Raw genomic sequence first — 20266 nt, 5'->3', positions numbered from 1 at the left:
ATCGGCGACCGCGCATGCGGTGACGCTCAGCGCCAGCGGTCCAATCGAATCCAGCGTTGCCGACAATGGGTAGGCGCCGGTCAATGGCACGCGCCGCGCCGTCGGCTTGAAGCCGACGACGCCGTTCAGCGATGCCGGTATGCGCACCGAACCGCCCGTATCCGAGCCAATGGCGATGTCGCAGGTGCCTTCGCCGACCGAAACGCCGGCGCCCGAAGACGAACCTCCCGGGATACGGCTGGCATCCATCGCATTGCCGGGCGTGCCATAGTGCTGGTTGTCACCGATCGCGGTGAAGGCGAATTCGGTCATGTTGGTCTTGCCGACGATGACCGCGCCGGCCTGCCGCAGCCGGCTGACGATCACGGCATCGCGCAAGGCGGGCGCGGCGGTCTTGAGCATCAGCGAGCCGGCCGTGGTTGGCTCGCCGGCGACATCGAACAAATCCTTGATCGAGACGATGGTGCCGTCGAGCGGCCCGAGCGTCACGCCGGCTTGGCTGCGCGCATCGCTGGCATCGGCCGCGGCCCTCGCGGCTTCGGCATAGAGCTTCGTGAACACACGCTCTTCGCCGGCACGGGCGGCGAGGCGCGCAAGGATGATTTCCAGATGATCACGGACGGATTGCATTTTCGGTGTCGGACTCCGGACGCCCTGAACGTCTTAAGGGATAGCGGCCAGTGCCTGGCTTGCCGAGACTTAACCCGGCGCAGACGGTTTTGCACCCTGTCGAATGCGAGGAACAAAGGCAGTTGCCACTGCGGCAAGGTCGCCTTCGAATTCAAGGCCGAACTGACCAGCGCCATCAGGTGCAATTGCTCGATCTGCTCGCGCAAGGGCGCCCTGTTGTGTGCCATCCCGCACGGGACCTTGCGGGTCCTGGCCTGGGGCGACGATTTGGGCACCTACACATTCGGCAATCATGCCATCGCGCACCGGTTCTGCCGGGCCTGCGGCATCCATCCCTTTGCGGAGGATGTCCGCGAGGGCCGTGAACGCAGCGCCTACATCAACATCAACTGCGTGGCCGATCTCGACCCCTCGACCCTGTCGGTCTTCGATTTCGACGGGCGGTCGGCCTGAGTTCGTTCGTCGCTGCCGTCACAACGGCGTCGACCCGAAAACCGTGATGGTTCTCGGGCCGACGCGCAGGTGTCAGGGAAGCCTGATTGCGGCGAGGCTACTCGGCCTGCTTCGGGCCGCGCAGGAACACCACGCTGGCCGCCAGCAATGTCGCCGCGCCGCAATGGGCGAAGGCACTGGCGACGCCGGTGTGGTCGACCAGCAGGCCGCCGAAGACGGCGCCGAGCGCGATCGCCACCTGGAACGTCGCCACCATCAGTCCGCCGGCGCTTTCTGCCTGGTCGGGTGCTGCCCGCACCAGCCAGCTCTGCAGCCCGACCGGAACCGCGCCGAAAGCAAAGCCCCAGACCGCAACGGCGGCAGCGGCGATCGTCGGCGAAGCTCCGAAAACCAGCATCGAGGCGGCGGCCGGTGCGATCAGCAAGGGCGCCAGCCCAACGGCTGCCTTGAGGCTGCGCTCGGCCAGGATGCCGCCGGCGACATTGCCGAAGAAGCCGCCAATGCCATAGGCCAGCAGCACCAGCGAGATCGTCTCGATGTCGAGCACGGGGACCTTCTCGAGGAAGGGACGGACATAGGTGAAGCCGGCAAAGTGTCACGAAGCGACCAGCAGCGCCACTCTGATCGACGGACGCTTCAGCACGTCGAGCAAGGTGCGGAAGCTTGCCACACCCACGGGGGGCAATTTCGGAATGGTGGCCAGCTGCACCAGCAGCGCCAGGGCGGCGACCACGGTCGCAATCATGAAGGCCGTGCGCCAGCCCCAGATGTCACCGACATAGGCGCCGACCGGCGCCGCACAGACGGTCGCCAGCGAAACGCCGGTCAGGATGATCGACATGGCGCGCGGCATCAATCGCATCGGCACCAGCCGCAGCGCGGCCGTGGATCGCTGGGTCTGGATGAATTGCCAAGCCTTCCGGACGCAATGCCATTGCCGGGCCACCCGCATGCAATAGCTTGCCAGAACCAGGCAGCGAGAGGCCGGCGGCAAGCCGGTCCGAAGAGGAGAACCAATGCCAAATCATCCGAAGCTCATCGCACTCGCCGTCATGCTTGCGGTTCCCGGGCGCGCCTTTGCCCTCGAGGACAGCTACCTGCCGGCCGACAGGATCCCCTATATGGCGGAAGTACCCGACCAGCCGCATCGTCTTGGCCCATTGTGGGGCGAGCGGGCCAAGGGTCCGGCAGGCACGTTGCTGAAGGTTCCCGGCAACTGGCGCGCACCGGTCCATGCGCACACCGCGGATTATCGTGCGGTGGTCATAAAGAGGATGTGGGCGCACTGGCAGATGGATGGCGGCGAGGCGACCAAGGTCGAACTGCCTCCTGGATCCTACTGGACCCAGAAAGCCAATGAGATGCATGACGACGCCTGCGTCTCCGACACGGAATGCGTGATCCTGCTGATCAACGACACGCCCTACGAAACCTACTTCCAGAAATAGGCTCGCATGCAGCCTATGAGGCGTGTCGCAAGCTGACGCCGCTGCCCTTGTCGAACAGCACCACCTTGTCGGGGTTCCAGGCAAAGCGCACCGCCTGCTCGATGGCGACATCGGTCCTGGCCGGCACGGTGGCACGCAGTGTCGTGTCGCCGACGCGCAGCGTCAGGATCTTTTCGACGCCGTGGTTCTCGACGTCGTGGACACGCGCCTCGACCGGCGCGCCGCTCTCGAGATGGACGTCCTCGGGACGAATGCCGAAGACGAGCGGGCGACCATCGGTCGCCCCGCCCGCCTTGGCACCCCCTGAAAAAGGCAATTCGAAATTCAGCGGCGCCATCACCGCGCGGCCGTTCACGAGCTTGCCGTCGATGAGGTTCATCGGCGGCGAGCCGACGAAGCTCGCCACATAGGTGTCGCGTGGATTGTTGTAGATCTCATGCGGTGTGCCGGTCTGGACGATTCGGCCATGGTTGAGCACGCCGACCTTGTCACCCATCGACATCGCCTCGATCTGATCGTGGGTGACGAACAGGAAGGTGGCGCCGAGCTGTATCTGCAGGTTCTTCAGTTCAGTCCGCAGCGCCTCGCGCAGCTTGGCGTCGAGCGCAGACAGCGGCTCGTCCATCAGGAACACACGCGGCTTGCGCACGATGGCGCGGCCGATCGAGACGCGCTGCATCTCGCCGCCGGACAGCCGATCCGTCTTGCGGTCGAGCAGATGCTCGATCCGCAGCGTACGGGCGGCACGGTCGACACGGTCCTTGATCTCGGCGTCGGGCAGCCGGCGAATTTTCGGCTTCAGCGGGAATTCGAGATTTTCGCGCACCGTGTAGCGCGGATAGAGCGAATATTGCTGCAGCACCAGCGCCACGTCACGCTCGGCCGCACCCCAGTCGGCAACGTCGACGCCGTCGATGAAGACCTGGCCTTCGCTGGGCTTTTCCAAGCCGGCGATAAGCCGCAGCGTCGTCGTCTTGCCGGCGCCCGTCTCGCCCAGCAGCACGAAGAACTCGCCATCGGCAATATCGAGATCGAGCCCGGTGAGCGCCGTGTGGTTGCCGAAGGTCTTTGAGATGTTCTTGAGCTGGATATGGGCCATCAGAGTCTCACCTCGAGCGACTTGCCGCTTGCCTTGTCGAAGAAATGCGCCTGGGTCGGGTCGATCCTGGCGAAGACCCTTTCACCGGGTCCGGCAACGAAGCCGCTCTTGGTGCGGGCCCGCAGCAACTCGGTTCCGACCTTGAGATCGACGATGTCGAAGGAGCCGAGCGGCTCGACGATATGCGTGTCGACAGGCACGAAGCCCTCGGTCGCCTCGCGCCGAATGAGCACGCCCTCCGGGCGAATGCCCAGCGCGAGCTCCCGCCCGGCATGGCCGTTGAGCTTCGACAGCAATGCCTGCGGAAATTCGAAGCCAGAAGCCGCGCCGCCGACCGTTACCGAGACCGCGGATCCGGTCTCGGCGACTGCGGCATCGGTGACATTCATCACCGGGCTGCCGACGAATTGCGCCACGAACAGATTTGCCGGCTGCGAATAGACCTCGTCGGGCGTGCCGACCTGTTGCAAGACGCCTGCGTGCATGATGACGATGCGGTCGGCCAGGCTCATGGCCTCGATCTGGTCGTGCGTGACATAGATGGTGGTCGAGCCCTGCTTGATGTGCAGCCGCTTGATTTCCGCGCGCATCTCCTCGCGCAGCTTGGCGTCGAGCGCGCCGATCGGCTCATCCATCAGCATGGCCTTCGGTCGCCGCACCAGAGCGCGGCCAATGGCGACGCGCTGCATGTCGCCACCCGAGAGCGCCGACGGCTTCTTGTCCAGCAGATCGGTGATCTGCAGCGTCTTGGCGACCGAACGCACCTCGCTGTCGATCTCCGTCTTGCTCTTGCGCGTGGCGCGCAAGGGGAAGGCGATGTTCTCGTAGACGCTCATATGCGGATAGAGCGAGAACGACTGGAACACCATGGCGATGTCGCGGTCGGCGGCCTTCAAATGCTGCACCGGCTTGCCGTCGATGAAGATGTCGCCCTCGTCGATGGTTTCCAGCCCGGCGATGGCGCGCAGCGTCGTCGTCTTGCCGCAGCCCGATTGGCCGAGCAGCACGATGAACTCGTTGTCGGCGATCTTGAGATTCAGGTCCTTGATGACCTGGACGGCGCCGAAGAATTTCTGGACGCCGCGAAGCTCGATCTGGGTCAATGCTGTGCTCCCGGATTGCGCACCTGGCCGGTGCCGGCCTTCTCCTCGGGCGCGATCTTGGAGGTTACGTTGAAGCCGACGAGCCCGATCAGGATGATGGTCAGGCCATAGCTGTGCAGCAGCATGTTCCAGGGCTGGCAGAGCGCGACGATGCCGAGCACCATCAATATCTGCGACCCAGGCTCAAGGTATTTCTGGTTGATGGCGCGAAAACTCATTTGCGGATCGCTCCGAAGGACATGCCGCGCAGCAGATGATTGCGAAGCAGGAAGGTGAAGATGGCGACCGGCAGCAGGAACAGGAAGGTTCCGGAGGCGATCACCGTCCAGTCCGGCAGGCCCGAACCGACCTGGCTCGGGATGAAGGGAGGCGCGGTCTGGGCGCGGCGGTTGGTCATGATCAGCGCAAAGGCGTATTCGTTCCATGCGGTGATGAAACAGAACACGGCGGTGGCGGCGATGCCCGTGGCGGCCTCCGGCAGCACGATCTTGAAGAACGCCTCCATGCGCGTGTAGCCGTCGACAAGCGCGGCCTCCTCATATTCCTTCGGAATCTCGTCCATGAAACCCTTCATCAGCCACACGGAGAAGGACAGGTTGAAGGCGGTGTAGAGAATGATCAGGCCCAGATGCGTGTCGTTGAGCCCGACTGCCCGGTACATCAGGAACATCGGGATGGCGACCACCACCGCCGGCAACATGCGCGTCGACAGGATGAAGAAGAGCAGATCCGCCTCCCCTTTCACCTTGAAGCGCGAGAAGCCATAGGCGGTGAATGTCCCCATGCCGACCGCCAACACCGTCGAGGTGATGGCGATGATGAGCGAGTTCAGGAAGCGGCTCGGATATCCCGACCATTGCACCTGGCCCTTGCCGTCGCGCACGATCTTCTCGCCGCCGTCGAACACGACCCGCTCCCACCACGGGGCGGCGGCATATTCTTCGGCCGACGGCGGGCTGCGCAACTGTGAGCGCTTTGTGAAAAGTTTGACGAAAGGCGAGATGGTCGGCTCGAACATCACCGTCGGCGGGATCGTCGTGGCCAGGTTGCGTGGCTTGAACGAGGTCGCCACGATCCAGTAGATCGGCGCCAGGAAGATGATCGTCACCAAGAGGACGGCGACAATAGCGACCTTGTTGAGCGCCCGTTCACCCGAAGTCTGGACGGCCGCCATCTCAGCGCTCCTTAACTTTGTTGAGGTATTTCACATAGATGTTGGTGATCGCCAGCACCATGATCAGCACGATATAGGCAAGCGCGCAGGAGCGCCCCGTCTGCCATTCCTGGAAAGCCATCTTGTAGAGACGGATGGAAATCACCTCCGTGCTCGGCTGCGTCGACAGCACATAGGCAAGATCGAAAGTCTTGAAGGCTTCCATGGTGCGGAAGATGACCGCGATCATCAGGATCGGCGCGACCAGCGGCAGCGTGATGCGGAAGAAGGTATAGAACGGCCCGGCGCGGTCGATCGCGGCAGCTTCGTAAAGATGCTTCGGCACCGCCGAAAGCCCGGCGAGCGATAACAGCATGACGAAGGGTGACCACATCCAGATGTCCGTGAACGCGACCGCGTAGAGCGCCATCTTCGGGTCGCCGAGCCATTGGAATTTGCCGAGGTCGAGCACGTAGTTGATGACACCCCAGGACGGATCGTAGAGCAGCTTCCAGAACAGGCCGACCACCGCCATCGAGAGCATCATCGGCAAGAGCAGCAATGTCGTGATCAGGCCCTTGAGCGGAATGGTGCGATTGAGCAGCATTGCCGTTCCAAAGCCGACGACAACCTGACCGACGACCGAGACGATGACGTATTTCGCGGTCACCGCGAAATTGTTCCAGATATAAGGGTCGCTGAGGAGCTCGCGATAGTTCTTCAGTCCGACGAAATTGGCCGGCGCATTGGTCGATGCGCGGAAGTCAGTGAAGGAATAGCCGAGCGAATAGATCAGCGGAAAGATGTTGAAGACGATCAGGAACACGATCGTCGGAATGATGAAGAGGTTGCGTATCGAAATGTCGCTGAGGCCGCGAGAGGCGGCTCTGGAGGAGGTATTCAGCGGTGTGATCATTGTGGTCGCCAAGACCTGCTCCCATTCCTGAAAAAGAAAACGGAGGAGGCACGGGCCTCCTCCGCACTACATGTCGGTTATTGGCCGCGGCCGTATTTCTTGAACGTGGCGTCCCAATCCTTCGCCAGCGCATCCAGCATTTCCTTGGCCGTACCATCGCCGTTTACGATGTACGGATAGACACGCTGGTTGAGCTGCTGCAGCAGTTCCGCGTACTCCGGCACCGCCCAGAAGTCCTTGACCTTGAACATCGTGTCGTAGAAGGCCTTGTTGTAGGGCGTGGCGTTCTGGAACTCGGCCGATTCCAGCACGGCCTTGTTGCAGGTGTAGCCGCCGAGGGCCGCCCACTTCTTCTGCGTATCGTCCTGGATGAACCACTTCAGGAATTTCATCGCCTCTTCCTTGTTGTTGGAATAGGAGACGACGGAAATGCCCTGGCCGCCGAGCGCGGCGAACTGCTCGCCACCTGGACCTGCCGGGTTGGCGAAGAAGCCGGTGTTCTTGGCGTTCGGGTTCGACGCCTCGTTGATCAACGAGGGGAAGAAGGCGAAGTAGTTCATGCTCATCGCCGCCAGGCCTTCGGTGATGGCCTGGTTGTTCTCGACGAAAAAGGCGTTGGTCCAGCCCGGAGGCGTGAAGCCGAACAGCTTGCGGTAGTTTTCCGCCGCGGCCACCGCCTTGTCCGAGTTGATGATGCCGTCGACCTTGTAGGTACCGAAGTCGCCGAGCTCACCGCCATACGAGAACAGCGCGTTCTCGAAGCCCATCGCCAGGCCGTCATACTGGTTCTGGGTGTAGATGGCGATGCCGTAGCGGTTCTGGTCGGGCCTGTTGAAGAACTCCGCGATGTCGGTCATTTCCTTGAAGGTCTTCGGAACGGCAAGGTCGTAGCCATACTTGGCCTTGAACGCTTCCATTTCCTTCGGATCCTCGAACCAGTCCTTGCGGTAGGCCCAGCCCACGGCGTCGCCCTCGGCCGGGATCGACCAGTATTTGCCGCTGTTGCCGGGATATTCGGAGTAGAACTTGACCGTCGCCGGAGCCATCTTGTCGAGAACCTTGTTCTCTTTGACGAAGTCGGTGAGGTCGACATAGTGACCGCCCTCGGAGGCGGCACCAAGCCATTGCGAGTCGCCGACGACCAGGTCATAGGCGCTGCCCTTGGCGTTGAACTCGGTAAAGGCCTTGGTCTGGAAATCGGCCCACGGGGTGGTTTCCACCGTGATCTTGACGCCGGTTTGCTTCTCGTACTCGTTGCCGAGCTCCTGCAGATAATTTGCGGGATCCCATTCAGCCCAGAAGATGGTGAGTGACTTTTCCTGCGCGTAAACGGACGTTCCGCAGGCAAGCGTTAAGCCGATACCAGCAAGTACGCTGGTCACTAACTTGCGCATAATGATTTCCTCCCTTGTGCGCGTTCTACCTTATCGTGCGAGCCGGCAACGTGGCCGGCCCTGGTAGTTCCTCCCGTGATCGCACCTTTCCGGTTTCGAGCCTCCTCGCCCCGCCGGAAAATGGATCGCAGCCCTCACTTTCGATCCGCTTTTCTGATCCAATCTGGTATTACCAATTTTGCATGCGCGTCAAGCCCTTTCTTGGCAGCTTGACGTGGCCATTTCCATCGGATTACCGCTTTATCTGCCTGTTTTACCAAGATTTTCCTACTCAGTGATATGATCGGGTATTGTCCAATACCCCACCCAACCGCTAAGATCAGTAGTGTGCATGCCAATCTGGTCGAACCAGTTAGGCTCTATTTCACGACTGCCTTCGGATCGAGGCTGCCTCCTTCATCGACCGATTCCGCCACTGCCGCACGCACCAGCGCCCCGGCCGCCCACTGTGCGACCGACATCGTCCGGCGGCTGTCCAGCCCCCAGATATCCTTGAGCACGATCAGCACCTCGACGCCGAAGATAAGCGACAGCGCCTGTGCCAGCCGCTTGAAGTCGCGCGGCGGCAAACGGCCCTTGAGCGGCGAGAGCGCATCCTTCAGCAGGTCGATGCGGTGGCCACGCGTAAAGGCGGGCTCACCGCCCAGCGTGCCGGCCTGACGCCGCGCCCATTGATCGAGCGACAGCTTCAGTGCTGCCTTGAACGTAGCCTCGAAGGCCTCGATGCGCGGCATGGCCGTGTCGAACAGCTCGGCGACCCGGCGCTCGGCATCGGCGGAGGTCGATTGCCAGGTGAGGATTGGCCCCAGCCCCTCGTCGACGACGGCCTGCACCAGTGCCGACTGGCTCGGGAAGTAACGATAGGCGGTGGCGCGGGAAACCTCGGCCGCCTCGGCGACCTCGCTGACTGAGGGCGTGACGCCCGCCTGCATCAGCCTTGTTGCCGTCTCCAGCATCAGCCGTTTGGTCCGCGCGCGCGGCCCACGTTCGGGCACTGGGCCGGTTGCCCGTTCAGCCTCGTCGCTCGCAGCGGATTGTTGACGTGAGACATTCATACCAATACGATACGCGCGTCTCAAAAATTTGCAATGGTCCGCATCGTCAAGTGGCCCGGGCAATGAGCGATGGGGGCGGCATCGCGCCTGCCAGGATTGGGAGAGCGCAATGAAGCGTATTTATGTGGTGGGTACCGCGGACACCAAGGGCGAGGAACTCGCCTTCCTGGCCGATGCGATCACTGCTGCGGGCGCCCTCGTTTGTCGTGTCGATGTCGGAACGCGCGACGCAACCATCCCCGTCGATATCAGCGCGAGGGAAATCGCCGACCATCATCCGGGCGGCCGTGACGCCGTGCTCGGCGGCAATGATCGTGGCGCCGCTGTCGCCGCGATGGGCATCGCCTTCGCCCGCTTTGCCCAATCGCGCAACGACATCGCGGCCATGATCGGCATCGGCGGCGGTGGTGGCACATCGATCGTCACGTCGGGCATGCGCGCCCTGCCGCTCGGCCTGCCCAAGATCATGGTCTCGACGCTCGCCTCCGGCGACACCGCTCCCTACGTCGATGTCTCCGACATCATCATGATGCCTTCTGTGACCGACATGGCCGGACTGAACCGGCTCTCCCGTGTCGTGTTGCACAACGCGGCTCAAGCCATATCAGGCATGGCGGCCACCCCGGCGCCACCACCCGACGGCAAACCGTCCATCGGCCTCACCATGTTCGGCGTCACCACGCCTTGCGTGACCGCCATCGCCGACCAGCTCCGTTCCGGATATGACTGCATGGTCTTCCACGCCACCGGCACTGGCGGCCGCAGCATGGAAAAGCTGGCCGACAGCGGCTTGCTGTCCGGCGTCGTCGACATCACCACGACCGAAGTCTGCGATCTCCTGTTCGGCGGCGTGCTGCCGGCGACGGAGGATCGTTTCGGCGCCGTCGCACGCACGGGGCTGCCCTATGTCGGCTCCGTCGGCGCGCTCGATATGGTGAACTTCTGGGCGCCTTCGACCATCCCGGAGCACTATCGCGACCGGCTGTTCTACGAACACAATCCCAACGTCACGCTGATGCGCACCGCGGCGGACGAATGCCGTGCGATCGGCGAGTGGATCGGCACCAGGCTCGCCCGCTGCGGGGGGCCGGTGCATTTTCTCATCCCGGAAAAAGGCGTCTCGGCGCTCGACATCGAAGGCGGCGCCTTCTTCGACCCGGAAGCCGACGCCGTTCTGTTCGATGCAATCGAGCGCACCATCAAGCCCAACGGCAAGCGCCGCGTGACGCGCCTGCCGCTGCATATCAACGACCCGGAATTCGCAAGGGCTGCAACAGCGGCCTTCCTCGACATCGCCAGACAGTGAGAGACCTCAAAAAATGCCCGCCATACCGCGCAAGGACATCTTGAAGAAATTCAGGGGAATGATCGACAAGGGCGTGCCGATCGTCGGCGGCGGCGCCGGCACCGGCCTGTCGGCGAAGGCCGAGGAGGCCGGCGGCATCGACCTCATCATCATCTACAATTCCGGCCGCTACCGCATGGCCGGGCGCGGCTCGGCCGCCGGCCTGCTCGCCTATGGCAATGCCAACGAGATCGTCAAGGAAATGGCCTATGAGGTGCTGCCGGTGGTCAGACACACGCCGGTGCTGGCCGGCGTCAACGGCACCGACCCCTTCGTCATCATGCCGCTGCTGCTGGCAGAGCTGAAGACGATGGGCTTTTCCGGCGTGCAGAATTTTCCCACCATCGGCCTGTTCGACGGCAGCATGCGGCAGAGCTTCGAGGAGACCGGCATGGGCTTCGGCCTCGAGGTCGACATGATCGCCGAGGCGCACAAGCTCGACCTCTTGACCACGCCCTACGTCTTCAACCCGGATGAGGCCCGCGCCATGACAAAAGCCGGCGCCGACATCGTCGTCGCCCATATGGGTGTGACGACAGGTGGCTCGATCGGCGCCACGTCGGCCAAGTCGCTCGACGACTGCGTTCAGGAGATCGACGCCATCGCCAACGCCGCGCGCTCGGTGCGCAAGGATGTCATCCTGCTTTGCCATGGCGGCCCGATTTCGATGCCCGACGACGCCCGTTACATTCTCTCCCAGGCCAAGGGCCTGCACGGCTTCTATGGCGCCAGCTCGATGGAACGGCTGCCGGCGGAAGCCGCGATCGCCAAGCAGACGGCCGATTTCAAGGCCGTCGCGCTCGGCGGCCAGAAGACCACATTCAAGAAAAAGAAGGGATGAGTGAGATGACCGACAAGAGCAAAGTGTTCGTGTACCCGAAGGACGTCAGCGCCTTCGGCTTCGACTGGGGAAAATTGGCGCTGACGGTGGCGCCCGAAGTGAATGGCGCAACCCGCTTTTCCGGCGGCGTCGTCGACCTGCCTTCCGGCAAGGGCCACACGCGCCACAACCATCCGGGCGCGGAAGAAATCATCTTCGTCATCTCAGGCCATGGCGAACAGATGGTCGAGGACGAGAGGGGCAATCCGATGGTCGAGAAGGTTGGCCCCGGCTGCACCATCTATGTGCCGGAAAGCCGCTTTCATTCGACGCTCAACACCGGCGACGGGCCGATGCAGCTGTTCGTCGTCTATTCGCCGGCAGGACCTGAACTGGTTTTGCGTGAGCTACCGGATTTCAGGTTGATCCCGCCGGGACAGTGATCTTTCCTCGGTTCCGGCTCCCTCCTCTCCCCTCGGGGAGAGGTCGGATTGCCCCGAATTGCTTTTCCCGGATGGCAATCCGGGTGAGGGGGCAGCAGCCTCAATACCAGCTAGGCCGTCCCACCCCTGTTCCACCCCCGGCCCCGATCACCGAACATCACATAACCAGCGTCCGTCACCGCCAGCGTGTCTTCCAGCTTGATGAAGCCCCGTGTCGGGTGGAGCATGGTCGTCTCCACCGAAAGCACCATGTTCTTCTCCAGCGGCTTGGCCGCATAGGTGCCTTCATAGGTCACCGGGTGGTTGGTCATCAGGAACGGCGCCTCGTGCGTGATCAGCCCCATGCCATGGGCGAAGAAATCCGTGTAGGGCGCGACCTTCGAAGCCTTCAGCACGCCCTCGGCATGCGAAATCATGTCGCCGCCCAGCGTGCCCGCTTTGACTTTTGAGAAGGCCGCCTGCTGCACCGTCTCGACCTCGGCCAGCAGATCTTCGAGCTCGGCATCCGGTTCGCCGAGAATGCCCATCCGGCAGAGGTCCCCTATATAGCCGTGATAATTGCCGCCGGAATCGATTGACAGCACCTCGCCTTTTTCCCACGCCTGCGGTGAAGCGGCGCGGTTGTGGCTGGCACCCAGCGTCAGCAGGCAATATTCGAAATGGATGCCGCGATTGGTTTCCTCGCGCCGCAGCTGCTCGATGATCTCGCTTTTAGTCGTGCCTTCACGCGCCCAGGCAATGGTCGCCAGCATGGAATCGGTGATCAGTTCGGAGGCCGTGCGCAGCTTCTCCAGCTCCGCATAGGTCTTGATGGCGCGCATACGCTCCAGCATGTCGGTCGCATCGATCAGCCTGGCATCCGGCAACGCCTTGCGGATCAGCGTATAGGCGTCCGATGGCAGGAAGCCAGGCTCGATGCCGATGCGCGCGCCGGCCTTGCCGATCTTCTGCAGGTGCTCGACCGCAAGGTTGGCGGCGTCGAGCGTGCCCCAGCAGGCGGCGTGCAGCGTCGGCGTCCAGAACGGATTGTTCTGGTGCTCGCCGCCCTCCATGCGGTTGCCGATATAGGCGGCATGGTCCGGCCCGCCCTTTTCGTACACGACGATCGGCAGGTACCGGCTGTGGCCGATCGCATCCATGGCGGCGAAGAAGATGAACTTGTAACCGCCCAGCAGGTATTGCGTGTTGTGCTTGGAGGTGGCGAGCAGCACATCGATGCCGGCCTCCTCCATCAGCCGGTCGACCCTTGCCTGGTCGAACGGGATATTGCCGACGGCATTCTTGCCCGGAGCAATGTTCATCTCTCTCTCCCTGAATTGCCTGGGACCGCCGGCCGTTCCGCTCGCGATCCCCTGGCCATGACTCAAATCTGCACCATTTTGCCCGTTCTGGTCCAGCCAGAAATAGGGCAAACAGCACCGTTCCATGTCATCATACCTTTGTCCGTCGCATATCCCATCAATTTGGTCCTACCAGATTGACGCGATAGAAGCGCATATTCCAAACTGGTCCAGCGGACGAAAATTTCAAAGCCAAGCGAGGATGCGCCAATTCCGTCTCTGGCGAAACCCTCGGCAAGGCTCATAATCGCCGCCGCAAGGATGCTGGCGGGCTTGCCGGCGTTCGAGGGGTATTGGCGCGCCCAACCGGGTCGCGGAGGGGACGGAGTTCGATCATGTCAGGTTTCACGATTTCCAGGCGCACGATGCTTTCCGGCTCGGCAATGCTGCTGGCCTCCACCGCCATCCCGACACCGGGCTGGGCGCAGACGCCGAAGAAGGGCGGGCGGCTTGTGCTTGCCGCCGATTCCGAACCGCGCAACCTCAACCCGGCGATCGTCGCTTCCAACGGCGTCTTCTTCATCTCCAGCAAGATCGTCGAAACGCTGGCCGAAGCCTCCTACGACGGCAAGGACGGACTCGCGCCAAGGCTGGCGCTGAGCTGGGAGGGTGCCGCCGATGGGCTCTCGGTGACGTTCAAACTGCGCGACGGCGTCAAATGGCATGACGGCAAACCGTTCACCTCGGCCGACGTCGCCTTCTCGGCGCTGCAAATCTGGAAGCCGCTGCAAAATCTCGGCCGCACCGTGTTCAAGGATCTGGCCAGCGTCGACACCCCTGACGATCTCACCGCCGTGTTCAAATTCGCCAAGCCGACGCCGTTCCAGTTGATCCGCAACGCGCTGCCGGCGCTGAGCAGCGTGGTGCCGAAGCACATCTACGAGGTCGGCAAGATCGAGGACAACCCGGCCAACAACGCGCCCATCGGCACCGGGCCGTTCAAATTCGCAGAGTACAAGGCCGGCCAATATTACCGGCTGACCAAAAACACCGACTACTGGGGCAAGGACGAGCCCTATCTCGACGAGATCATCTATCAGGTGCTGCCGGATCGCACGTCCGCGGCGAGCGCGCTGGAGGCCGGAGAGATCCAGCTGGCGGCCTTTTCCGCCGTGCCGCTGGCCGACCTCGACCGCATCTCGAAAGTGCCGGGCCTGAAAGTGATCACCAAGGGTTACGAAGGGCTGACCTATCAGCTCGTCGTCGAGATCAACCATCGCCGCAAGGAACTGGCCGATGTCAAAGTGCGCCAGGCGATCGCGCATGCCATCGACAAGGATTTCGTCGTCAAGACGGTGTTCCTCGGCTATGCCGCGACAGCCACCGGCCCGGTGCCGAAGAACGATCCACAATTCTACACCGCCGATGTGCCGACCTATGCCTTCGACGTCGCCAAGGCCAACGCGCTGCTCGACGAAGCCGGCTACAAGAAAGGCCCGGACGGCAAGCGCTTCACGCTGAAACTGCTGCCTGCGCCCTATTTCAACGAGACAAAACAGTTCGGCGACTATCTGCGCCAGGCGCTCGCCGCCATCGGCATCGACGCTGAGCTGGTCAACAACGACTCGGCCGCGCACATCAAGGCGGTCTACACCGACCACGCCTTCGATCTCGCGGTCGGTCCGCCGGTGTTCCGCGGCGATCCGGCGATCTCGACCACCATCCTGGTGCAGAGCGGCATTCCCGACGGCGTGCCGTTCTCCAACCAGGGCGGCTACAAGAACGATGCGCTCGATGCGCTCATCGCCAAGGCATCGGAGACGCTCGACGCATCAGCCCGCACCGACCTCTACAAGGAGTTCCAGAAGGCGGTGGCTGCCGACCTGCCGCTGATCAACGTCGCCGAATGGAGTTTCATCAGCGTCGCGCGAGACACCGTCGGCAACATCGCCAACAACCCGCGCTGGGCGGTGTCGAACTGGGCGGACACGTATTTGGAATCGTGACAGAATTGCGCGGATGAAAATTCGCGAAATCATCGTAGGCTTTGAGTTCTACGAGGCCCCCCTCTGTCCTACCGGACATCTCCCCCCCAAGGGGGGAGATTGGCCGCTTGTCTGTCCCGCGAATTCTTCAACGTTGGAGATTGGCGAAGCCAAAAGAGACAGCCGATCTCCCCCCTTGAGGGGGAGATGTCCGGCAGGACAGAGGAGGGTGCCTAGGCGCGGTCCTAATCAACGTATCGCCAACCCATCGACGCCCCCATGAACCGCGCCCTCACCCTTCTCCGCCGCCGCCTCGTCGGCAGCGTCTTCGTGCTGCTGATCGTCGTCATCGGCACGTTCCTTTTGCTCGAGGCCGCCCCCGGCGACGCCGTCGACGCCTACATCGTCTCGACCGGCGGCGACGCCGGCATGATCGAATTGCTGCGTCATCGCTGGGGCCTCGACCAGTCGGAGCTGACGCGGCTGGCTAACTACCTCTGGGCGCTGTTGCATCTCGACCTCGGCCAGTCGGTGACCTTCTCCCGACCGATCCGCGATGTGATCCTCGAACGCCTGCCCAACACGCTGCTGTTGATGGTCAGCGCCACCGCGCTCTCCTTCGGGCTCGGCTCGGCACTCGGCATCTATGCCGGCGCGCGGCCCGGGAGTTTGCGCGACCGCTTCCTGTCGATCGGCTCGCTGGCGCTCTATGCCGTGCCGGGTTTCTGGCTCGGACTGGTGCTGATCGTCGTCTTTGCCGTCGACCTGCGCTGGCTGCCGATCGGCGGCATCGAGACCCTGGCTTCCGACAAGACCGGCCTTGACCGCGCAGCCGACATCGCCGTCCATCTTATCCTGCCTGTTTCGGCCCTCGGCTTCATCTACCTGGCGCTCTATCTGCGCATGATGCGCGCCGGCATGGCCGAGGTCTGGCGGCAGGATTTTGTGCTGGCCGCCCGCGCCAGAGGGCTTTCGCGCCGCCGCATCGTGCTCGCCCACATTGCCCGCAACGCGCTGCTGCCCCTGGTCACCATGCTGGGCCTGCAGTCGGCGCAGATGCTCGGCGGCAGCGTCGTCATCGAGAGCGTCTTTTCCGTGCCCGGCCTCGGCCGGCTGGCGCAGGAGGCAGTCGCCTCCCGCGATACGCCGCTTCTGCTCGGCATTATTCTCACCAGCGCCGTCCTGGTCATTGTCATCAACCTTGCCGTCGACATCGCTTATGCCTTCCTCGACCCGCGCGTCGGCGCCAGCGAGGCCGGCGCATGAGTGCCCTCCGCCGCTTTCTGCGCACGCCCGAGGCGGTCGCCGGCGCCATCCTCCTGGCGGCGTTGATCGCCATGGCGCTGTCGGCGTCGCTGCTGTTCCCCGGCGATCCGCAAGCGATTGCCGGGCCGGCGCTGCTGCCGCCGTTCCAGGACTGGTCGCTCCCGCTTGGCACCGATCGGCTTGGCCGCGACGTGCTGGCCGAGCTTTTTCATGGCGCCCGCACATCGCTGGCTGTCGGGATCGCCGCCGCGGCCGCCGCACTTGTCATCGGGGCAGTGGTCGGCACATTGGCCGGCTTTGCCGGCGGCCTCGTCGACGAGGTGCTGATGCGCATCACCGACGCCTTCCAGACCGTGCCGAGCTTCCTGCTGGCACTGGCCTTCGTCAGCGTCGTCGGACCGTCGCTCGGCATCGTCGTGATCGCCATCGCGCTCGGCACCTGGACCGGACCAGCCCGTGTCGCCCGCGCGGAAGTCCTGTCCATTCGCGAACGCGATTATGTCGCCGGCGCCAGGGTCATCGGCATGCACCCGCTGGCGATCGCCTTTCGCGAGGTGCTGCCCAATGCCTTGCCGCCGGTGCTGGCGATGTCGTCGGTGATCGTCGCCGCGGCGATCCTCACCGAGGCGGCCTTGTCGTTCCTCGGCCTGGGCGATCCCAACCGGGTCACCTGGGGCGGCATGATTGCCGAAGGCCGTGCTGTCCTGCGCACCGCGCCCTTCCTGTCGATCGTCCCGGGCATAGCGCTGGTGCTGACCGTGCTCGGCGTCTATCTCGCCGGTGAAGGCATCGTCGAGACGACGGCGGTCAGGAGAGGCCTGTCGTGACCGCGCTGGCTTCGATCCGCGACCTGACGGTGACCTACCGCCGCGACGGCAACGAGGCGACGGCGCTGAAGAGTGTCAGCCTCGGCATAGAGGCTGGCGAGCGCTTGGCCATCATCGGCGAAAGCGGTTCGGGCAAGAGCACGCTGGCGCTGGCGATTGCAGGGCTGTTGCCGGCAAGCACCAAGACTGAAGGAAAGATCGATTGGTTCCTACCGTCGGCGTTGGGCGCCAAGGCACCCCCCTCTGTCCTGCCGGACATGTCCGGCAGGACAGAGGGGGGCCTCGTAGAGCACAGACCGCAAAAGCTCTTCACCAGATCAAGTCACCCTCCCCGCGGCGGCCGCGATATCGGTTTCGTCTTCCAGGACCCATCCGCCAGCCTCGACCCCGTAATGCCAATCGGCAAACAAATCGCCGAAGTCGCCCGCACCCATCTCGGCCTCACCTGGTCCCAGTCCTATGCCAGGGCCAAAACCCTGCTCGAACGCGTCCGCCTGCCCGATCCTGACTCGGCCCTGCGCGCCTTCCCGCACCAGCTTTCCGGCGGCCAGAAGCAGCGTGTGGCGATCGCCGCCGCCATTGCGGCCGGTCCGAAATTGCTGATCGCCGACGAAGCGACCAGCGCGCTCGATACCATCGTGCAGGCCGAGATCGTCGCCTTGATCCGACGCCTGGTGACCGAGGACGGCATGACGCTGCTGTTCATCAGCCATGACATCGCGCTGGCGGCCGAGCTTGCCGGGCGCATCGCCGTTTTCCGCCATGGGCAGTTGGTCGAGCTTGGCATGACGGCGCAGATTGTCGGCGCCCCGGCCCAGCCCTATACGCGCGCATTGCTCGATGCCGATATCGGCCTCGACACCAAGCCGCTGCTGAACCGAGCCGGGCTCCACGCATGAGCCTGCTGGCGGTGTCCAACCTCACCAAGCGCTACCGTCGCGGCGACAACACCATCGCTGCAGTCGACGATGTCTCCTTTCACATCGAGCCGGGTGAAACGCTGGCGTTGGCCGGACCCTCCGGCAGCGGCAAATCGACGATCGCGCGGGTGGTGCTGCGATTGATCGAGCCGGACGACGGACGCATCGAGTTCGAAGGCGACGATTTCCTGGCCCTGCGCAGCGCAGCACTGCGTGCCCGCCGCGCGCGCCTGCAAATGGTGTTCCAGGACCCGCTTGCCGCCTTCAACCCGCGCGCCACGGTGGCGCGTGTGCTCGACGATCCCTTGCGCATCCATGGCATCGCTTCCCGCAGCGAGCGCCCGCGCCGCATCGCCGCCTTGCTGGAGCGCGTCGGGCTGACGGCAGACCTCGCCCCGCGTGCCATCCACGAAATTTCAGGCGGTCAGCGGCAGCGCGTCGCCATTGCCCGCGCCATCGCCACGAAGCCGTCGCTGATCGTGCTCGATGAAGCGGTGTCGGCGCTCGACGTTTCCGTGCGCGGGGAGATCCTCGAGCTTTTGCTCGACCTGCAGCGCCAGGAAAAGATCGCCTATCTCTTCATTTCACATGATCTCGGCGTCATCCGGTCGGTCGCCCACCGCGTCATCCTTCTCGACGCCGGCCGGGTTGCCGAGAACGGCGATGCCCGAACCGTCATCGACGCACCGCAATCGGCCATTGGAAAGGCGCTGGTGGCGGCAGCACCGAGATTGAACCGGACCCTGATGCGGCTGGCGTCGGCCGGCCTCGATTGAGACCCGGCCGCCACCATCCGTTCGCTCAATAGCCGACGGTGAAGCGCTGCCTGATATGGGCCGGCTTCTCGATCTCGTCGACCATGACGATCGCGTAGTCCTCGAAGGAAATGCTGCTGCCCTTGTCGGAGGCGAGAAGCGTGTCCTTGCCGAGGCGGAATTTGCCGGTGCGCTCGCCAGGCACGAACATGGCGGATGGCGACAGGAACGTCCAATCGAGGTCCTCGACCGTCTTCAATCTGTCCAGGAAGTCGGCGCCCTTCTGCGCTTCTGCCTTGTAGATCGCCGGGAAGTTGGGGCTATCGACCAGCCGCTTGCCGGGCGCGACTTCGAGACTGCCGGCGCCGCCGACGACGAGATAGCGCTTCACGCCGGAGGCGCGCACCGCCTCGATCAGCGCATCGGTATCGCTGTCCAGGAAATGCACAGAGCTGATCACAGCGTCATGGCCGCGGATCAGGTCCGCGAGACCTTCTGTGTCGAAGACATCGCCCTTCCTGGCCGTCACGCCCGGAAGCGCGACAATCTTTTCCGGGTTGCGCGCGATGCCCGTGACGATATGGCCGCCATCGGAGAGTTCCCTGAGAAGGCGCGAACCGACAGCGCCCGATGCACCAATGAGAGCGACTTTTGCCATGTCTGTTTCCTTATGCTTGGGGGTCTGGAGGATGGGGTCACGCCGCCGCGATGTGGGCGACGAGATTGTCGAAGCTGCCGAACAGCGCGTTCGAACCGATGAGCCGGGGCGCATCGTTGCGGATGACCGCGAGCGAAGGCACGCCATCGGCATGCAGGCGCTGGAACAGCGCACGGCCACGGCCAACCTGATCGCGGTGAGCCGCCAGCAATGTTTCGGTCGGCGCCTTGAGCATTTCGGCGGCGTCCGCCATGCCGTCGGCGGCGAGCACCTCGGCCACACCGCCGATCGTCACGACATCGCGTCCTTCTACATAGCGCGCATGCTGGATCGTCTTCAGCGCCGCAAACCGGCGGCTAGGGTCCTCCAGGCCAACGGCAGTGATGCCGAGTGTGGCGGCATGTGAGTCGAGCAGGGTGCCACGGACATTGAGGACATTGTGCCGGTAGGCCGGCGTGAACGATTGTCCGGTCAGGCGCTCGATGCGCTGGTCGTTCGCCCAGGCGTGCGCCGCAAAACCTTCATCCATCGGACGCGCGCCGGCGCCGGAAAACAGGCCGGTCGGCAGCAGCTCGACGCGCACGCCGGCGGCCGACAACCGGCCGAGCATCCGGGTGGCACCATAGCACCAGCCGCACAGCGGATCGAAAAGATAGGTCACTTCTGAATTGTTCATAATCGCTGCTACCCATGATCCGGCTGCCGGCTTGATCGAA

22 protein-coding genes and 1 pseudogene are annotated in these 20266 nt (G+C 63.6%); 10 read left to right on the top strand and 13 right to left on the bottom strand.

Annotated features, from left to right (window positions below; genetic code table 11):
- Positions 1 to 630: amidase family protein (locus EN990_RS15755; protein WP_245469185.1), on the bottom strand; the 630-nt coding region annotated here is incomplete at its 3' end.
- Positions 631 to 804: 174 nt separating this feature from the next.
- Between EN990_RS15755 and EN990_RS15750 the strand changes: the two genes are divergently transcribed.
- A complete protein-coding gene (locus EN990_RS15750; protein WP_128278686.1) occupies positions 805 to 1083 on the top strand; it encodes a GFA family protein in 279 nt (92 codons plus the stop codon).
- A 97-nt stretch (positions 1084 to 1180) separates the two neighbouring features.
- Here the strand turns inward: EN990_RS15750 and EN990_RS15745 are convergent.
- Positions 1181 to 1963, bottom strand: a pseudogene (locus EN990_RS15745) (MFS transporter); the annotation flags it as partial.
- Positions 1964 to 2099: 136 nt separating this feature from the next.
- Here EN990_RS15745 and EN990_RS15740 point away from each other — a divergent pair.
- A complete protein-coding gene (locus EN990_RS15740; RefSeq protein WP_127369949.1) occupies positions 2100 to 2531 on the top strand; it encodes a DUF4437 domain-containing protein in 432 nt (143 codons plus the stop codon).
- A gap of 13 nt (positions 2532 to 2544) precedes the next feature.
- On the opposite strand, the gene EN990_RS15735 is transcribed toward EN990_RS15740, so the two are convergent.
- The 7 genes from EN990_RS15735 to EN990_RS15705 form a co-directional block, all read right to left on the bottom strand.
- Positions 2545 to 3630, bottom strand: coding sequence for an ABC transporter ATP-binding protein (locus EN990_RS15735; RefSeq protein WP_127366117.1), 1086 nt, complete (start codon positions 3628 to 3630; stop codon positions 2545 to 2547).
- Positions 3630 to 4733 (bottom strand): ABC transporter ATP-binding protein, encoded by a 1104-nt coding sequence (locus EN990_RS15730; RefSeq protein WP_127385128.1) that lies wholly within the window; start codon positions 4731 to 4733, stop codon positions 3630 to 3632. The genes EN990_RS15735 and EN990_RS15730 overlap by 1 nt, the downstream gene beginning before the upstream one ends.
- Positions 4730 to 4951, bottom strand: coding sequence for a hypothetical protein (locus tag EN990_RS15725; protein WP_064995531.1), 222 nt, complete (start codon positions 4949 to 4951; stop codon positions 4730 to 4732). Before EN990_RS15725 ends, EN990_RS15730 begins: the two co-directional genes overlap by 4 nt.
- Entirely contained in the window at positions 4948 to 5907 is a 960-nt protein-coding gene (locus EN990_RS15720; protein WP_013529496.1) for a carbohydrate ABC transporter permease, read from the bottom strand. The genes EN990_RS15725 and EN990_RS15720 overlap by 4 nt, the downstream gene beginning before the upstream one ends.
- Before the next feature lies 1 nt (position 5908).
- Entirely contained in the window at positions 5909 to 6814 is a 906-nt protein-coding gene (locus tag EN990_RS15715; RefSeq protein ID WP_013529495.1) for a sugar ABC transporter permease, read from the bottom strand.
- A gap of 65 nt (positions 6815 to 6879) precedes the next feature.
- Positions 6880 to 8196: an extracellular solute-binding protein gene (locus EN990_RS15710; protein WP_013529494.1), complete on the bottom strand. Its 1317-nt coding sequence runs from the start codon at positions 8194 to 8196 to the stop codon at positions 6880 to 6882.
- A 359-nt stretch (positions 8197 to 8555) separates the two neighbouring features.
- Positions 8556 to 9251, bottom strand: a complete 696-nt coding sequence (locus EN990_RS15705; RefSeq protein ID WP_127369165.1) for a TetR/AcrR family transcriptional regulator — start codon at positions 9249 to 9251, stop codon at positions 8556 to 8558.
- Positions 9252 to 9360: 109 nt separating this feature from the next.
- On the opposite strand from EN990_RS15705, the gene EN990_RS15700 reads away from it, so the two are divergent.
- From EN990_RS15700 to EN990_RS15690, 3 genes are read left to right on the top strand one after another with little or no spacing between them, the layout of a single operon-like run.
- Positions 9361 to 10557, top strand: coding sequence for a Tm-1-like ATP-binding domain-containing protein (locus EN990_RS15700; RefSeq protein WP_127369166.1), 1197 nt, complete (start codon positions 9361 to 9363; stop codon positions 10555 to 10557).
- Positions 10558 to 10570: 13 nt separating this feature from the next.
- Positions 10571 to 11437, top strand: coding sequence for a phosphoenolpyruvate hydrolase family protein (locus EN990_RS15695; protein WP_013529491.1), 867 nt, complete (start codon positions 10571 to 10573; stop codon positions 11435 to 11437).
- 5 nt (positions 11438 to 11442) lie between these two features.
- A complete protein-coding gene (locus EN990_RS15690; protein WP_127369167.1) occupies positions 11443 to 11859 on the top strand; it encodes a cupin domain-containing protein in 417 nt (138 codons plus the stop codon).
- 110 nt (positions 11860 to 11969) lie between these two features.
- On the opposite strand, the gene EN990_RS15685 is transcribed toward EN990_RS15690, so the two are convergent.
- Both EN990_RS15685 and EN990_RS15680 read right to left on the bottom strand, forming a co-directional pair.
- A complete protein-coding gene (locus EN990_RS15685) occupies positions 11970 to 13160 on the bottom strand; it encodes a Xaa-Pro peptidase family protein (protein WP_127388323.1) in 1191 nt (396 codons plus the stop codon).
- 62 nt (positions 13161 to 13222) lie between these two features.
- A complete protein-coding gene (locus EN990_RS15680; RefSeq protein WP_127224205.1) occupies positions 13223 to 13444 on the bottom strand; it encodes a hypothetical protein in 222 nt (73 codons plus the stop codon).
- Between the two features lie 90 nt (positions 13445 to 13534).
- Between EN990_RS15680 and EN990_RS15675 the strand changes: the two genes are divergently transcribed.
- The 5 genes from EN990_RS15675 to EN990_RS15655 all read left to right on the top strand — a co-directional run bounded on the left by EN990_RS15675 (position 13535) and on the right by EN990_RS15655 (position 18913).
- Positions 13535 to 15145 (top strand): ABC transporter substrate-binding protein, encoded by a 1611-nt coding sequence (locus tag EN990_RS15675; protein WP_127369978.1) that lies wholly within the window; start codon positions 13535 to 13537, stop codon positions 15143 to 15145.
- 258 nt (positions 15146 to 15403) lie between these two features.
- Positions 15404 to 16390: an ABC transporter permease gene (locus tag EN990_RS15670; protein WP_127385636.1), complete on the top strand. Its 987-nt coding sequence runs from the start codon at positions 15404 to 15406 to the stop codon at positions 16388 to 16390.
- Entirely contained in the window at positions 16387 to 17217 is an 831-nt protein-coding gene (locus tag EN990_RS15665) for an ABC transporter permease (RefSeq protein ID WP_127365902.1), read from the top strand. Before EN990_RS15670 ends, EN990_RS15665 begins: the two co-directional genes overlap by 4 nt.
- The gene (locus tag EN990_RS15660; protein WP_164753902.1) at positions 17214 to 18116 is read left to right on the top strand and encodes an ABC transporter ATP-binding protein; all 903 of its coding nucleotides are present in this window, start codon (positions 17214 to 17216) and stop codon (positions 18114 to 18116) included. The genes EN990_RS15665 and EN990_RS15660 overlap by 4 nt, the downstream gene beginning before the upstream one ends.
- Complete coding sequence (locus EN990_RS15655; RefSeq protein ID WP_063173128.1) at positions 18113 to 18913, top strand: ATP-binding cassette domain-containing protein; 801 nt, start codon at positions 18113 to 18115, stop codon at positions 18911 to 18913. Before EN990_RS15660 ends, EN990_RS15655 begins: the two co-directional genes overlap by 4 nt.
- A 25-nt stretch (positions 18914 to 18938) precedes the next feature.
- On the opposite strand, the gene EN990_RS15650 is transcribed toward EN990_RS15655, so the two are convergent.
- Positions 18939 to 19550 (bottom strand): NAD(P)-dependent oxidoreductase, encoded by a 612-nt coding sequence (locus EN990_RS15650; RefSeq protein WP_127385637.1) that lies wholly within the window; start codon positions 19548 to 19550, stop codon positions 18939 to 18941.
- 37 nt (positions 19551 to 19587) lie between these two features.
- On the bottom strand, positions 19588 to 20226 hold the full coding sequence (locus EN990_RS15645) for a DsbA family protein (protein WP_127369775.1): 639 nt from the start codon (positions 20224 to 20226) through the stop codon (positions 19588 to 19590).
- Positions 20227 to 20266 lie beyond the last annotated feature (40 nt).

This window comes from Mesorhizobium sp. M7A.F.Ca.US.005.03.1.1, assembly GCF_003997975.1.
In the GTDB taxonomy this organism is placed as follows: domain Bacteria; phylum Pseudomonadota; class Alphaproteobacteria; order Rhizobiales; family Rhizobiaceae; genus Mesorhizobium; species Mesorhizobium ciceri.
This window is presented reverse-complemented; position numbering and strand designations above follow the sequence as displayed.